Genomic DNA, 16,894 nt, shown 5'->3' with positions numbered 1-16,894 from the left:
CGGCATCTCATGACCCGACGGCTCCGCTCCACCCCTTCCGACCACTCTCACTTTCTGGCTTCTGTACGAGGGATGCACGCATGAACGAGGAAAAGCTCCGGTATTTCCTGAAGCGGGTGACGGCCGACCTCCACGAGACGCGCCGCCGGCTGCAGGACGTCGAGTCGGAGGAGCAGGAGCCGATCGCGATCATCGGGATGAGCTGCCGCTACCCGGGAGACGTCGAGTCCCCCGAGGACCTGTGGCGGCTGGTGTCCGAGGAGACCGACGCGATCTCCCCGTTCCCGACGGACCGGGGCTGGGACACGGGGCAGCTCTTCGACGCGGACCCGGACGGGCGGGGCACCAGCTACGTGCAGGAAGGCGGCTTCCTGCACTCGGCCAACCGGTTCGAGCCGGAGTTCTTCGGGATCTCGCCCCGGGAAGCCATGGCGATGGACCCGCAGCAGCGCCTGCTGCTGGAGATCTCCTGGGAGGCCTTCGAACGGGCCGGTATCGACCCCACCTCGGTGCGCGGCAGCCGCACCGGTGTGTTCACGGGCGTCATGTACCACGACTACGCGTCGCGGCTGCGTGCCGTCCCGCCGGAGGTCGAGGGCTACCTCGGCACCGGCGCCTCCAGCAGCATCGCCTCCGGCCGCGTCTCGTACACGTTCGGCCTGGAGGGCCCGGCGCTCACCGTCGACACCGCCTGTTCCTCCTCCCTCGTCACCCTGCACCTGGCCATGCAGGCCCTCCGTAAGGGTGAGTGTTCGCTCGCCCTCGCGGGTGGCGTCACCGTCATGCCGACGCCCGGCACCTTCACCGAGTTCAGCAAGCAGCGAGGCCTGTCCTTCGACGGCCGCTGCAAGTCCTTCGCGGACGCCGCCGACGGCACCGGGTGGGGCGAGGGCGCGGGCATGCTGCTCGTGGAGCGGCTGTCCGACGCCCAGCGCAACGGTCACCGCGTCCTGGCCGTCGTCCGTGGTTCGGCCGTCAACCAGGACGGTGCCTCGAACGGCCTGACCGCCCCGAACGGTCCCTCGCAGCAGCGCGTCATCCGCCAGGCCCTGGCCGACGCGCGGCTCACCGCCGCCGACATCGACGTCGTCGAGGCGCACGGCACGGGCACGACCCTGGGCGACCCGATCGAGGCGCAGGCGCTGCTGGCCACGTACGGCCGGGAGCACACCGACGACCGTCCGCTGTGGCTGGGCTCGGTCAAGTCGAACATCGGGCACACGCAGGCTGCGGCCGGTGTCGCGGGCGTCATCAAGATGGTCATGGCGATCCGGAACGGCCGGATCCCGAAGTCCCTGCACGTGGACGAGCCGTCCACCAAGGTGGACTGGTCCGCGGGCGCCGTTTCACTGGTTCGCCAGACGGTGGAATGGCCGGAGACCGGCCGCCCGCGGCGCGCCGCGGTGTCGTCGTTCGGCATCAGCGGCACCAACGCGCACACGATCATCGAGCAGGCACCGGCCCCGGCCCCGGCACCGGCAGCCGTCGAACCCTCCGAGGCCGACGCCATCGAGGCCGACGCCGTCGAGTCCGGCGCGCGGCCCCGTCCCGTCGTGGTGCCTCCGGTGCTGCCGTGGCCCGTCTCGGCCCGCACCGAAGAAGCGCTGAGGGCCCAGGCCGAGCGCCTGCTCACTCACCTGCGCGCCCACCCCGACCAGGCGGCGGCGGACATCAGCCGTTCGCTGGCCACCGGTCGCGCCGCCCTCGAACACCGAGCCGTCGTCGTGGCCGGCGACCGGGAGCAGGCCCTCGCCGACCTTGCCGCGCTGGCCTCCGGTGACGACACCGCCGCGTCGCGGGTCGTACGGGGTGAGGTCGGGGCACGGGGCAAGCTCGCGTTCTTGTTCACGGGGCAGGGGAGTCAGCGGCTGGGGATGGGGCGTGAGCTGTATGACGCCTATCCGGTGTTCGCGGAGGCGCTGGACGCGGTGTGTGAGCGGCTGGAACTGCCGCTGAAGGAGGTGCTGTTCGGTTCGGATGCGGAGCTGCTGGACCGGACGGAGTTCACCCAGCCGGCGCTGTTCGCGGTCGAGGTGGCGCTGTTCCGGCTGGTCGAGTCCTGGGGTCTGCGGCCGGACTTCCTGGCCGGTCACTCCATCGGTGAGATCGCCGCCGCGCACGTCGCGGGGGTGCTGTCCCTGGACGATGCGTGCACCCTGGTCGCCGCCCGTGGTCGTCTGATGCAGGCGCTGCCGGCCGGTGGTGTGATGATCGCGCTGGAGGCTTCGGAGGATGAGGTTCTTCCGCTGCTGACGGACCGGGTGAGCATTGCGGCGGTCAACGGTCCGCGGTCCGTCGTCATCGCTGGTGACGAGGATGCGGCGGTTGCGATCGCCGAGTCGTTCTCCGGCCGCAAGAGCAAGCGCCTGACGGTGAGCCATGCGTTCCACTCGCCGCACATGGACGGCATGTTGGAGGCGTTCCGCGAGGTGGTGGCGGGGCTCACCTTCGCCGCCCCGAGCATTCCGATCGTGTCGAACTTGACCGGTGCCCTCGTGTCCGGCGAGATGGGTTCGGCGGAGTTCTGGGTGCGGCACGTTCGGGAGGCGGTGCGCTTCCTGGACGGCGTACGCGCTCTGGAAGCCGCCGGGGTGACGACGTACGTCGAGCTCGGCCCCGACGGTGTCCTCTCTGCGATGGCGCAGGCCTGCTTGACCGACGACACCGGCTCCACCGCCTTCACTCCGACCGTCCGCAAGGGTCGCTCCGAGGCGGAGACCGTCGTTGCGGCCCTCGCCCAGGCCCATGTCCGGGGCGTCGCCGTCGACTGGCAGGCGTACCACTCCGACACCGGAGCCGAGCACGTCGACCTGCCTACCTACGCCTTCCAGCGCGAGCACTACTGGCTCGATGCCGGATCCCTCGGCGGGGACGTGACCACCGTGGGCCTCAGGTCCGCCGACCACCCGCTGCTGGGCGCCTCGGTCTCCCTGGCGGACGCCGACGGGCTGCTGCTCACCGGGCGCCTGTCGCTGACGACGCACCCCTGGCTCGGCGACCACCGGGTCATGGGCTCCGTTCTGCTGCCGGGCACCGCATTCGTTGAGCTGGCCCTGCGGGCGGGTGAGCAGGTCGGCTGCGACCTGGTCGACGACCTCACGCTCGCCGCTCCGTTGGTGCTGCCCGAGGAGGGCGGCGTCGAGCTCCAGATCTCCGTCGCGGCGCCTGACGCGTCCGGCCGACGGTCGGTCGTTTTCCACTCCCGCGACGACCGCGCGGCCTACGACGAGCCGTGGATCCGGAACGCGACCGCGCTCCTGGCCGAAGGGGCGGGCGACACCCCCGGCTTCGACCTCACCGAGTGGCCGCCGGCCGGGGCGGAAGCCGTCCCCGTGGAGGGCCTGTACGAGGGCCTCTCCGACTCCGGTTTCGGGTACGGGCCGGCCTTCCAGGGGCTGCGGGCCGCCTGGCGCCGGGGCGAGGACGTGTTCGCCGAGGTCAGCCTCGACGCCGAGACCGAGCCGGGTGCGGAGTCGTTCACGATCCACCCGGCGCTGCTGGACGCGGTTCTGCACGGCATCGGGCTGGGTGCGCTGGTGGAGGACACCGGTCAGGGCCGGCTGCCGTTCTCGTGGTCCGGCGTGGTGGTGCACTCCGTCGGTGCGGACAGCGTGCGGGTGCGGCTCTCGCGGGCCGGGCGGGACGCCGTACGGCTGGAGATCGCCGACGCGGAGGGTGTGCCCGTCGCGTCGGTGGACAGCCTGGCGCTGCGCGCATTCTCGCCGGAGCAGCTCGGCCGGCAGGCCGGCGGTCACGGGGACTCCCTGTACCACGTGGCCTGGACGGAGGTGGCGTCCGGCGAGTCGTCCGGTGACTGGCTGATGCTGAGCGAGGGTACGCAGGTGTTCGCGGATCTCGCCGGGCTGGCCGTGGCCGTGGCCGAGGGCGGTGAGATTCCGGCGGCGCTGGTCGTGCCGTGCGTGGAGGCAGCCGCCGAGGACCTGGCGGGCGCGGTCCACGCGCAGACGGGCCAGGTGCTGACGCTGCTCAAGGAGTGCCTGTCCGACAGGCGTTTCGCGCAGTCGCGTCTGGTGTTCCTGACGCGGGGCGCGGTGGAGGCCGTACCGGGCGAGGGTGTGCCGGACCTGGTCCACGCCTCGGTGTGGGGTCTGGTGCGTTCGGCCCAGTCGGAGAACCCGGGCCGGTTCGTCCTGGTCGACGTCGACGCCGAGGGTGACGTCGAGGCCGGGCTGTCGGCCGCGCTGGCCTCGGGCGAGTCCGAGCTGGCGGTACGGGGCGGCGCGCTGCTGGCGCCGAAGCTGGCGCGTGCGGCGCTCGCCGCGGACACGGCCGCGGGGTGGGCCACCGAGGGCACGGTGCTCGTCACCGGTGCGAGTGGTTCGCTGGGCGGGCTGTTCGCCCGTCACCTGGTCACCGAGCACGGTGTACGGCGCCTGCTGCTGGTCAGCCGCCGCGGCGAGGCGGCCGAGCTGTCCGCCGAGCTTGCGGGTCTGGGCGCCGAGGTGTCATGGGCGGCGTGTGACGTGGCCGACCGGGAAGCTCTGGCGGCCGTACTGGCAGGCATACCCGCTGAGCACCCGCTGACGGCGGTCGTCCACACGGCCGGTGTCCTGGACGACGGTGTGGTCGGTTCGCTGACCGACGAGCGGCTGTCGGCCGTGCTCCGGCCGAAGGTCGACGCGGCCTGGAACCTCCACGAACTCACCCGGGACCTGGACCTCTCCGCGTTCGTGCTGTTCTCGTCCGCCGCCGGTGTGTTCGGTGGTGCCGGTCAGGCCAACTACGCCGCCGGCAACACCTTCCTGGACGCCCTGGCCGCGCACCGCCGGGCCCAGGGCCTGACCGCCACGTCCCTCGCCTGGGGCCTGTGGGCCGAGATCGGCGGCATGGGCGGTGACCTGGCCGACGGCGACCGCGACCGCATGAACCGCGGCGGCGTGGGCGCCCTTACGCCGGAGACCGGCCTCGCCCTGTTCGACGCGGCCTGCGCCACCGAGCAGCCGCTGCTCGTGCCCGTGAAGCTGGACATGGCAGCCCTGCGCGCCGCGGCGAGCGGCGGCATGCTCCCGCCGCTGCTGTCCGGCCTCGTCCGGATGCCGGCCCGCCGGGCAGCCCGGGGAGCCGGCGGCGCGTTCGCCCGGCAGCTCGCCGCCCTGCCGCAGGACCAGCGGGCCGGCGCCGTCCTCGGGCTGGTCCGCGGCCAGGTCGCGGCCGTCCTCGGCTTCGCGGGGCCGGAGGCGGTGGACCCGGCGCGGTCGTTCAGCGAGGTCGGCTTCGACTCGCTGACCGCCGTCGAACTCCGCAACCGCCTCGGCGCCGCCTCCGGCGTCCGCCTGCCCGCCACCCTCGTCTTCGACTACCCGACGCCCACCGTCCTGGCGGAGTACCTGCACACCGAACTGCTCGGCGGCCAGGAAGCGGACGCGGCCCCGACCGCCGTCGCCGCGCACGACGACGAGCCGATCGCCATCGTCTCGATGGCCTGCCGCTTCCCCGGTGACGTCCGCTCGCCCGAGGACCTGTGGCGGCTCGTCCGCGACGGGCGGGACGCGATCTCGGACATGCCCGCCGACCGGGGCTGGGACCTCGAAGCACTCTTCGACGCCGACCCGGACCGGCAGGGCACCAGCTACAGCACGGCCGGCGGGTTCCTGCACGACGCGCACCACTTCGACCCCACCTTCTTCGGGATCTCCCCGCGCGAGGCCCTGGCCACCGACCCGCAGCAGCGACTGCTGCTGGAGACCTCCTGGGAGGCCTTCGAGCGGGCCCGCATCGACCCGGCGTCGATGCGGGGCAGCCGCACGGGCGTGTTCGCGGGCGTGATGTACAACGACTACGGCACGCTCCTGCACCGGGCCCCGGAGGGCCTGGAGGGCTACATGGGGACGTCCAGCTCGGGCAGTGTCGCTTCGGGCCGCGTCTCGTACACGTTCGGCCTGGAGGGCCCGGCGGTCACGGTCGACACGGCCTGTTCCTCCTCGCTCGTCACCCTGCACCTCGCCGTCCAGGCGCTGCGCAACGGCGAATGCGACCTCGCGCTCGCCGGCGGCGTGACCGTGATGGCCACGCCCGGCACCTTCATCGCCTTCAGCCGCCAGCGCGGCCTCGCGACGGACGGCCGCTGCAAGCCGTTCGCCGCCGCCGCCGACGGCACCGCGTGGGGCGAGGGCGTCGGCATGCTCCTCGTCGAACGGCTCTCGGACGCGCGGCGCAACGGGCACCCGGTGCTCGCCGTGGTCCGCGGCTCGGCGATCAACCAGGACGGCGCCTCCAACGGGCTGACCGCCCCCAACGGCCCCTCGCAGCAGCGCGTCATCCGCCAGGCCCTGGCCAACGCGGGCCTGGCCTCCGCCGATGTCGACGTGGTCGAGGCGCACGGCACGGGCACGACCCTCGGCGACCCGATCGAAGCCCAGGCGCTGCTGGCCACGTACGGGCAGGACCGGCCGGAGGACCGGCCGCTGCTGCTCGGCTCCATCAAGTCGAACATGGGCCACACGCAGGCCGCCGCCGGTGTCGCGGGCATCATCAAGATGGTGCAGGCCATGCGGCACGGGACGGTGCCGAAGACGCTGCACGTGGACGAGCCGTCCCCGCACGTCGACTGGTCCGAGGGCGCCGTCGAGCTGCTGACGGAGTCGGTGGCCTGGCCGGAGACCGGACGTCCGCGCCGAGCGGCCATCTCGTCGTTCGGCATCAGCGGCACGAACGCGCACACGATCATCGAGCAGGCCCCCGACGAGGCGGCGGTGATCGTGGCCGAGACGGGTACGGAGCCGGTGCTGCCGTACGTGCTGTCGGCGAAGTCGGCGGACGCGCTGAGCGCCCAGGCGGCCCGCCTGCGGACCCACCTGCAGGACACGCCGGAGGCCGGAGCGGCCGACATGGCCTACTCGTTGGCCACCCGTCGCGCGGCCTTCGCCCACCGGGCGGTGGTCGTCGCCGGGTCCCGGGAGGAGCTGCTTGGCGCGTTGGCCGCGCTGGCGGACGGCGACGTGTCCGCCGCCGGGATCACGAGCGGCACCGTGGGCGCCGCCGGAGCCGGGAAGCTGGCCTTCCTGTTCACCGGCCAGGGCAGCCAGCGCCTCGGGATGGGGCGTGAGCTGTACGAGGCCCACCCGGTGTTCGCCGCCGCGCTGGACGCGGTGTGCGAACGCATCCGACTGCCCCTCGGCAAGGCCCTCTTCGGTACGGACGCGGAGCTGCTGGACCGGACGGAGTTCACCCAGCCGGCGCTGTTCGCGCTGGAGGTGGCGCTGTTCCGGCTGCTGGAGTCGTGGGGTGTGAAGCCGGACTTCCTGTCCGGGCACTCGATCGGCGAGATCGCGGCCGCGCACGTGGCCGGGGTGCTGACCCTGGACGACGCGTGCACGCTGGTGGCGGCCCGGGGCCGGCTGATGCAGGCCCTGCCGGGCGGCGGCGTGATGATCGCACTCGAAGCCTCGGAGGACGAGGTCCTGCCGCTGCTGACCGACCGGGTGAGCATCGCCGCGATCAACGGTCCGCGCTCGGTCGTGGTCGCCGGTGACGCGCACGCCGCGACCGCCGTCCTGGAAGCCTTCCCGGACCGCAAGTCCAAGCGCCTCTCCGTGAGCCACGCGTTCCACTCGCCGCACATGGACGGCATGCTCGACGCCTTCCGCCAGGTGGTGGAGGGGCTGACCTTCGCCGCCCCGCGGATCCCGGTCGTCTCGAACCTGACCGGCGCCCGCGTCACCGACGAGATGGGCTCGGCGGACTTCTGGGTCCGGCACGCCCGCGAGGCGGTCCGCTTCCTCGACGGCGTCCGCGCCCTCGAAGCGGCCGGGGTGACCACGTACCTCGAACTGGGCCCCGACGGCGTCCTCTGCGCCATGGCGCAGGCCTGCCTGACCGACGACACGCAGGGTGCGGCGTTCGCCCCCGCCCTGCGCAAGGAGCGTCCCGAGACGGCCGCCCTCACGGCCGCCGTCGCCGAGGCCCACGCCCACGGGGCCCCCGTCGACTGGGAGTCGTACTTCGCGGGCACCGGTGCCCGGAGCATCGACCTGCCGACCTACGCCTTCCAGCACGAGCGGTACTGGATCGACCTCCCCGTCGGGTCCTCCGCCGACGCGACCGCCGCGGGCCTGCGGCCCGCCGACCACCCCCTGCTCGGTGCCTCGATGATGCTGGCCGACGCCAACGGCCTGCTCCTCACCGGGCGGCTGTCCGTCGCCACCCACCCGTGGCTCGCCGACCACGTGGTCATGGGTGCGGTCACGCTGCCCGGTACGGCGTTCGTCGAGCTGGCGCTGCGCGCCGGTGAGCAGGTCGGCTGCGACCTGGTGGAAGAGCTGACCCTGTCCGCCCCCCTCGTCCTCGCCGAGGACGGCGCCGTCGAGCTCCAGATCGCCGTCGGGGCGCCCGACGAGTCGGGCCGCCGGCCCCTCGCCTTCCACTCGCGCGACGGCCTGGCGGCGGACAACGCCCTCTGGCTCCGGAACGGCACCGCGACCCTCGCGATGGGTGCGGAGGAGCCCCCGGTGTTCGACCTCGCGGCCTGGCCGCCGGCCGGCGCGGAGCCCGTCGACGTCGAGGAGCTGTACGAGGGCTTCGCGGAGTCCGGCTTCGGCTACGGGCCGGTGTTCCAGGGCCTGCGGGCCGCCTGGCGGAAGGGCGACGAGGTGTTCGCCGAGGTCGGCCTCGGCGACGAGCAGGGCCCGGACGCCGAACAGTTCACGATCCACCCGGCGCTCCTCGACTCCGTTCTGCACGCCATCGGGCTCGGCTCCCTCGTGGAGGACACCGGCCAGCCGCGGCTGCCGTTCTCCTGGTCCGGGGTCGCGGTCCACTCCACGGGAGCGGACACCCTGCGGGTACGGCTCTCCCGGGCCGGCCGGGAAGCGGTGCGTCTGGAGATCGCCGACGCCGAAGGCGTCCCCGTCGCCTCGGTGGACAGCCTCGCCCTGCGCGCCTTCTCGCCCGAGCAGCTCGGCCGGCAGGTCGGTGGCCTCGGCGACGCGCTGTTCCGCGTCGAGTGGCGCGAACTGATGCCGTCGGACGCGCTGTTCGGCGACTGGGTCATGCGGGACGAGGCCGACGCGCAGGTCCTCGACGCTCTCGACGCGATTCCGGGCGCGCTGGTGCTGTCGTGCCGGGAGCCCGCCGGCACGGACGTGGCCGACGCGGTGCACGCCGAGGCGGGCCGGGTACTGACGCTGCTCCAGCGGTGGCTGTCCGACGACCGCTTCGCCGATGCGCGTCTGGCGTTCCTGACCCGCGGCGCCGTGACCGTCGCCCCGGATGACGGTCCGGCGGACCTGGTGCACGCCTCGGTGTGGGGCCTGGTGCGTTCGGCGCAGTCGGAGAACCCGGGCCGGATCGTCCTGGTGGACGTCGACGCCGACGGCGACGTGGAGCACGCGCTCTCGGCGGCCCTGGCCTCGGGCGAGTCCGAGGTGGCGGTGCGCGGGGGCGTGCTGCTGGTACCGCGGCTGGCGCGTGCGTCGGTCGCCGGCTCCGATCCGGAGTGGGCGGCCGGGGGCACGGTGCTGGTGACGGGTGCGAGTGGTTCGCTGGGCGGGCTGTTCGCCCGTCACCTGGTGACCGAGCACGGTGTACGGCGCCTGCTGCTGGTCAGTCGGCGTGGCGACGCCGCCGAGGGCGCCGCCGGCCTGTCGGCGGAGCTCGCCGGGCTGGGTGCCGAGGCGTCGTGGGCCGCCTGTGACGTGGCCGACCGTGACGCGCTGGCCGCCGTCCTGGCCGCGATCCCCGCCGAGCACCCGCTGACGGCGGTCGTGCACACGGCCGGTGTCCTGGACGACGGTGTCGTCGGCTCCCTGACCGCCGAGCGGCTGTCGGCCGTACTGCGTCCGAAGGTGGACGCCGCGTGGAACCTGCACGAGCTGACGGCCGGCCTCGACCTGGCCGCGTTCGTCCTGTTCTCCTCCGCCGCCGGTGTCTTCGGCGGTGCCGGTCAGGCCAACTACGCCGCCGCCAACACCTTCCTGGACGCCCTCGCGGCCCACCGCCAGGCCCAGGGCCTGGCGGCGACGTCCCTCGCCTGGGGCCTGTGGGACGAGGTGGGCGGCATGGGGGACACCCTGGACGCCGGCGACGTCTCGCGTATGGGCCGCGGTGGCGTGGTCGCCCTGACCGCCGCCGAAGGCGTGGCCCTGTTCGACAGCGCGTGCGCCTCCGGGCAGGCCCTGCTGGTGCCGGTCAGGCTGGACCTGGCCGCGCTGCGCGCCGCCGCACGCGGTGGACTGCTCCCGCCCCTGCTCTCCGGTCTCGTCCGCATGCCCTCGCGCCGTGCGGCCCGGGGCGGCACGGCCGCCGGCGGTGCCTTCGCGCGGAAGCTCGCCGCGCTGCCGCAGGACCAGCGGCCGGGCGCCCTGCTGGAGCTGGTCCGGGGCCAGGTGGCCGCGGTACTCGGCTTCGCGGGCCCCGAAGCGGTGGACCCGGCGCGGTCGTTCAGCGAGGTCGGCTTCGATTCGCTGACCGCGGTGGAGCTGCGCAACCGCCTCGCGGCGGCGACGGGCGTGCGCCTGCCGGCCACCCTCGTCTTCGACTACCCGAATCCGGCGGTCCTGGCGGAGTACCTGCACGCCGAACTGCTCGGCGGCCAGGGAGCGGACGTGGCCACGGTCGCGGCCTCCGTACACGAGGACGAGCCGATCGCCATCGTGGCGATGGCCTGCCGCTTCCCCGGTGACGTCCGCTCGCCCGAGGACCTGTGGCGGCTCGTCGCGGACGGCCGGGACGCCATCTCCGCCATGCCCGACGACCGCGGCTGGGACCTCGCCGGAATCCTCGACCCCGGCCAGCCGGGCGCCGACTACAGCCCGACCGGCGGGTTCCTGCACGACGCGCACCACTTCGACCCGACGTTCTTCGGGATCTCGCCGCGCGAGGCCCTGGCCACCGACCCGCAGCAGCGACTGCTGCTGGAGACCTCTTGGGAGGCGTTCGAGCGGGCCGGCATCGACCCGGCGTCCATGCGCGGGAGCCGGACCGGCGTGTTCGCGGGCGTGATGTACAACGACTACGGCACCCTGCTCCACCGGGCCCCGGAGGGCCTGGAGGGCTACATGGGGACGTCCAGCTCGGGCAGTGTCGCTTCGGGCCGCGTCTCGTACACGTTCGGCCTCGAAGGCCCGGCGGTGACGGTCGACACGGCCTGCTCCTCTTCGCTCGTCACCCTGCACCTCGCCGTCCAGGCGCTGCGCAACGGCGAATGCGACATGGCGCTCGCCGGCGGCGTGACCGTGATGGCCACGCCCGGCACCTTCATCGCCTTCAGCATCCAGCGCGGCCTGGCGTCCGACGGGCGTTGCAAGCCGTTCGCCGCCGCCGCCGACGGCACCGCGTGGGGCGAGGGCGTCGGCATGCTGCTCGTCGAACGGCTCTCGGACGCCCGCGCCAAGGGCCACCCGGTCCTCGCCGTGGTCCGGGGCTCGGCGGTCAACCAGGACGGCGCCTCCAACGGCCTTACGGCCCCGAACGGCCCCTCGCAGCAGCGCGTCATCCGCCAGGCCCTGGCCAACGCCGGTCTGTCCGCCGCGGAGGTGGACGCCGTCGAGGCCCACGGCACCGGTACCACGCTCGGCGACCCCATCGAGGCGCAGGCGCTGCTGGCCACCTACGGTCAGGAGCACACGGACGAGCAGCCGCTGTGGCTCGGCTCGATCAAGTCCAACGTGGGCCACACCCAGGCCGCCGCCGGTGTCGCGGGCGTCATCAAGATGGTCCAGGCGATCCGGCACGGCGTCCTGCCGAAGTCCCTGCACGTCGACGAGCCCACCCCGCACGTCGACTGGTCGGCGGGAGCGGTCTCGCTCCTGGAATCGGCCACCCCCTGGCCGGAGACCGGGCGCCCGCGCCGCGCGGCCGTGTCGTCGTTCGGCATCGGCGGAACCAACGCGCACACGATCATCGAGCAGGCCCCCGACGAGGCCGTGGTGACCGCGGCCGAGACCGGCACGGTGCCGGTGCTGCCGTACGTGCTGTCCGCGAAGTCGGCGGACGCCGTGCGCGGCCAGGCGGCCAGCCTGCGCAGGCACCTGGAGGGCGCCGCCGGGCTCAGGTCCGCCGATGTGGCGCTCTCCCTGGCCACGACACGGGCCGTCTTCGACCACCGCGCGGTGGTCGTGGCCGGTGACCGGCAGGAGCTGCTGCGCGGTCTGACCGCGCTGGAGGACGGGGCCGCAGCCGCCGGAGTGACGCGCGGCGCCGTGAGCACCGGGAAGACGGCGTTCGTCTTCCCCGGTCAGGGCTCGCAGTGGGTCGGCATGGCGGTGGGCCTGCTGGAGTCGTCCCCGGCGTTCGCCTCGCGGATCGACGAGTGCGCGAAGGCGCTGGAGCCCTTCACCGACTGGTCGCTGACCGACGTCCTGCGCGGCGTCGAGGGCGCGCCCACCCTCGACCGGGTGGACGTGGTCCAGCCGGCGCTGTTCGCGGTGATGGTGTCCCTCGCCGAGGTGTGGCGTGCGGCGGGCGTGCGTCCGGCCGCGGTGATCGGGCACTCACAGGGCGAGATCGCGGCGGCGTGTGTGGCCGGGATCCTCTCCCTCGAGGACGCGTCCCGGGTCGTGGCCCTGCGGAGCCAGGCCATCGGCCGCGTGCTGGCCGGTCTGGGCGGAATGGTGTCCGTACCGCTGCCGGCCGCCGCGGTCCGTGACCGCATCGCCCCCTGGGGCGAGCAGCGGATCTCGGTCGCCGCGGCCAACGGCCCCTCCTCGGTGGTCGTGTCCGGCGAGGTCCAGGCCCTGGACGAGCTGCTCGCCGCGTGCGAGGCCGACGGGATCCGTGCCAAGCGGATCGCCGTGGACTACGCCTCGCACTCCGCACAGGTGGAACTGCTGCGGGACGAGCTCGCCGAGCTCCTCACCCCGATCGCCCCGCGCACCGCCGAAGTCCCGTTCCTGTCGACCGTCACCGGTGAATGGGTCGAGGGGCCGGAGCTGGACGCCGGCTACTGGTTCCGCAACCTGCGCCAGACCGTCGAGCTGGAGCAGGCCACCCGCACCCTCCTCGACCACGGCTTCGGCGTCTTCGTCGAGTCGAGCCCGCACCCGGTGCTGACCGTCGGCATGCAGGAGACGGCCGAGGACGCCGGCCGCGAGGCCGCCGTGCTCGGTTCCCTGCGCCGCAACGAGGGCGGCCTGGAACGCTTCTGGCTCTCCCTCGGCGAGGCCTACGTCCGCGGCGTGACCGTCGACTGGGACGCCGTCTTCGCCGGTACCGGCGCCCAGCGCGTCGACCTCCCCACCTACGCCTTCCAGCGCGACCGCTACTGGATCGACGTGCCGGCCGGCCAGGTCGGCGACGTGGCCTCGGCCGGGCTCGGGTCGGCCGGGCACCCGCTGCTCGGTGCGGCCGTGGAACTGCCCGACTCGGACGGCTTCCTGTTCACGGGGCGCCTGTCGCTCCAGAGCCACCCCTGGCTGGCCGACCACCGGGCGGCGGACACCGTCATGCTGCCCGGTACCGCCTTCGTGGAGCTCGCGCTGCACGCCGGCCAGCGGGCCGGCACCACCCTCCTCGAGGAGCTGACCCTGGAGGCGCCGCTGGTGCTGCCCGAGCAGGGCGCGCTCCAGCTCCGGGTCTCGGTGGCCGCGCCCGACGACACGGGCCGGCGCACCCTCCAGGTGCACTCGCGGACCGAGACCGCGGCCGACGAGGGCGGGCACGGCCAGGACGAGCCGTGGACGCGGCACGCCACTGGTGTGCTCGGCGCGTCGGACGCCCCGCCCGCGTCGCCGGCCGCCGGCCCGGAGGCCTGGCCTCCCGCCGGGGCCGAGCAGCTCGACGTGGCCGACCTGTACGAGCTGTTCGCCGCCGCCGGCTACGCGTACGGCCCGGCCTTCCGCAACCTGCGGTCCGCGTGGCGGCACGGCGACGAGCTGTTCGCCGAACTCGCGCTCGCCGACGGCCCCCGGGCCGACGCCGCGCACTTCGGCGTGCACCCGGCGCTGCTGGACGCGGGGCTGCACGGCCTCGCACTCGGCTCCTTCTTCGCCGCGCAGGACGAGGCGGCGGGCGGGGACGTCCGGATGCGGCTGCCCTTCTCCTTCACCGGCGTCGGCCTGCACGCCGTCGGCGCCGGCGCGCTGCGGGTGCGGCTCGCCCCGGCCGGGTCGGGTGCCGTGTCCCTCACGGCCTTCGACGAGCAGGGCGAACCGGTCGTGTCGGTGGAGTCGCTGCTGCTGCGGGAGCTCGACCCGGCCCGCATGCAGTCGGCCCGGCCCGCCTTCCACGAGTCGCTGTTCCGGCTGGAGTGGCCGGTCCTGCCCGCCGACTCCGCTGCTCCGAGCGGACACTGGGCCGTGGTCGGGACCGACGCCCTCGGAATCGAGGCCGCGCTGCGCGAGGCGGGCATCACGGCCGACATCTACGCCGACCTGGACGCCCTCGCGGGCGTGGTGGTCGCCGGCAAGCCGCTGCCCGGCACCGTGCTCGTCTCGTACGGCGCAGCCGTACCGGCCGCGGACACCGCCGGAGCCATCGCCGCGGACACCCGGCGGGCCGCCCGGGAGGCCCTGGCGCTCGTCCAGGGCTGGCTCGCCGAGGAGACCTTCGCCGAGGCCCGCCTCGCCGTGGTCACCCGTGGCGCGGTCGAGGTGCGGCCGGGCGAAGGGGTCACGGACCTGGCGCACGCCTCGGTGTGGGGTCTGCTGAGGTCCGCCCAGTCGGAGAACCCCGGCCGGTTCCAGATCCTCGACCTTGACGCGGACCGCGAGGGCGACGGCACCGAGGACGCCCCGGCGGGCCTCGGCGCGCTGGTCGCAGCCGCCGTGGCGAGCGGCGAACCGCAGCTCGCCGTCCGCGGCGGGGCCCTGCACGCCGCCAGGCTGGCGAAGGTGCCCGCGGTCCGCCCCGCGCCGGAAGAGCCGGAAACGCGGGAAGCGCCGGAAGGGGCCGCCGAGACCGGCGGCGGGACGGCGGCCGACCGTGCACCGGACGGTCCCGCGCTGGACCCGGACGGTACCGTCCTCATCACCGGCGGCACCGGCGTGCTCGGCAGCCTGCTGGCACGGCATCTGGTGACCGAGCGGGGCGTACGGCATCTGCTGCTGACCAGCCGGCGCGGCCCCAGGGCCGCCGGTGCCGCGGAGCTCGTCGCGGAGCTCGCCGCGCTGGGCGCCGAGGCGGCCGTCGTCGCCTGCGACGCGTCCGACCGGGAGGCGTTGGCCGCGCTGCTGGCCGGCATCCCGGCCGAGCACCCGCTGACCGCCGTCGTCCACACGGCGGGCCACCTCGACGACGGGCTCGTACCGTCCCTGACCCCGGAGCGCATCGACGCGGTGCTGCGGCCCAAGGTCGACGCCGCCCTCCACCTGCACGAGCTGACCCGGGACCTGGACCTCTCCGCCTTCGTCCTGTTCTCCTCGGCGGCCGGTACGCTCGGCAGCCCCGGGCAGGCCAACTACGCGGCGGCGAACGCCTTCCTCGACGCCCTGGCCCAGCGTCGGCGCGCGGCGGGACTGCCCGCGGTGTCGCTGGCCTGGGGGCTGTGGGAGCAGCGCAGCGAGATGACCGGCGACCTCACCGACGCCGACGTCCAGCGGATGGCGCGCGCCGGACTGGCCCCGCTCTCCTCCGAGGAGGGCCTGGCCCTCTTCGATACGGCGTCCGCCCTGACCGGCGGCAGCGTGTTCGTCGCCATGCACCTCGACACGGCGCCGCTGCGGGCCCAGGCGGAGGCCGGCGCTCTCCCGCCGCTCTTCCGCGGTCTGGTGCGCGGCGGACTGCGCAAGGCCGCCTCCGGTCCCGCCGGCGCGGCGGTGTCCGCCGCCGCACGGCAGCTCCAGGGCCTGTCCGGGCTGCCGGAGGAGGAGCAGGAGCGGGTGCTGCTGGACCTCGTGCGCGCCCAGGCCGCCGCGGTACTCGCCTACCCCTCGCCCGACGCGATCGGGGAGTCCCAGGAGTTCCTGGAGCTGGGCCTGGACTCGCTGACCGCCGTCGAGCTGCGCAACCAGCTGAACGCGGCGACCGGTCTGCGGCTGCCCGCCACCCTGCTGTTCGACCACCCGACCCCGCTGCTGGTCGCCCAGCGGCTGCGCATCGAGCTCGCCGGGTTCCCCGGCGGCGGCGCCGGGCCGGACAGCGCCGCGGAGCAGGGCGAGGAGGAGGACTCCGGGGTCCTCGGGGCGATGCTCCGGGAAGCCGGAACGCAGGGCGCGTCCGGCCCGTTCATGGACCTGCTGATGCAGGCGTCGCGGTTCCGGCCGTCGTTCGCCTCGCCGGCCGAGCTGCGCAAGGCCCCCGGCCTGGTACGGCTCTCCCGCGGCGAGACGGGTGCCGGCCTGATCTGCTTCTCCTCGATCCTGTCCATCTCCGGGCCGCACCAGTACGCCCGGTTCGCGTCCGCGTTCCGCGGCCGGCGGGACGTCCACGCGATGGCCGCGCCCGGCTTCGTACGCGGCGAGCAGCTGCCCTCGACCACCGAGGCGGTCATCGAGGCGAAGGCCGAGGCCGTGCTGAGGCACGCGGGCGGGGCGCCGTTCGTGCTCCTCGGCCACTCCTCGGGCGGCATCTTCGCCCACGCGGTGGCCGGGAAGCTGGAAGAGGCGGGGGTCTTCCCGGAGGCCGTGGTCCTGATCGACATCTACTCGCACGACGACGACGCCATCCTCGGCATCCAGCCGGGCCTGTCGGCAGGGGTGGACGAGCGGCAGGACACCTACGTGCCGGTCGACGACAACCGGCTGCTGGCGATGGGCGCCTACTTCCGGCTGTTCGCCGGCTGGAAGCCGGAAACGGTGAAGACGCCCACCCTGCTGGTCCGGGCGCAGGAGCAGTTCTTCGACTGGACCCGCGCCACGGACGGCGACTGGCGTTCCTACTGGGACCTGGACCACACCGCCGTCCACGTGGCCGGCAACCACTTCACCATGATGGAGCAGCACGCTCCGACGACTGCGCGAGCCGTCGAGGAGTGGCTGGACGCCCGCAGCTGAGGGCGCTG

The 16,894-nt window shown here is 74.3% G+C and carries 1 protein-coding gene; it reads left to right on the top strand.

Features of this window, described 5'->3' with window-relative positions:
- The first annotated feature begins 80 nt into the window (after positions 1-80).
- Complete coding sequence (locus ABT123_RS21845) at positions 81-16,886, top strand: SDR family NAD(P)-dependent oxidoreductase (protein WP_351317140.1); 16,806 nt, start codon at positions 81-83, stop codon at positions 16,884-16,886.
- The last annotated feature ends 8 nt before the right edge of the window (positions 16,887-16,894 follow it).

Origin of the sequence: Streptomyces sp. NPDC002054, assembly GCF_040296685.1 — a bacterium.
GTDB lineage: Bacteria > Actinomycetota > Actinomycetes > Streptomycetales > Streptomycetaceae > Streptomyces.
The sequence above is the reverse complement of the archived record's forward strand: the minus strand, read 5'-3'. Positions and strand labels throughout refer to the sequence as shown.

Coding starts and splice junctions, on each gene's coding strand:
- ABT123_RS21845 (WP_351317140.1), top strand. CDS start 81: ATGAACGAGGAAAAGCTCCGGTATTTCCTGAAGCGGGTGACGGCCGAC.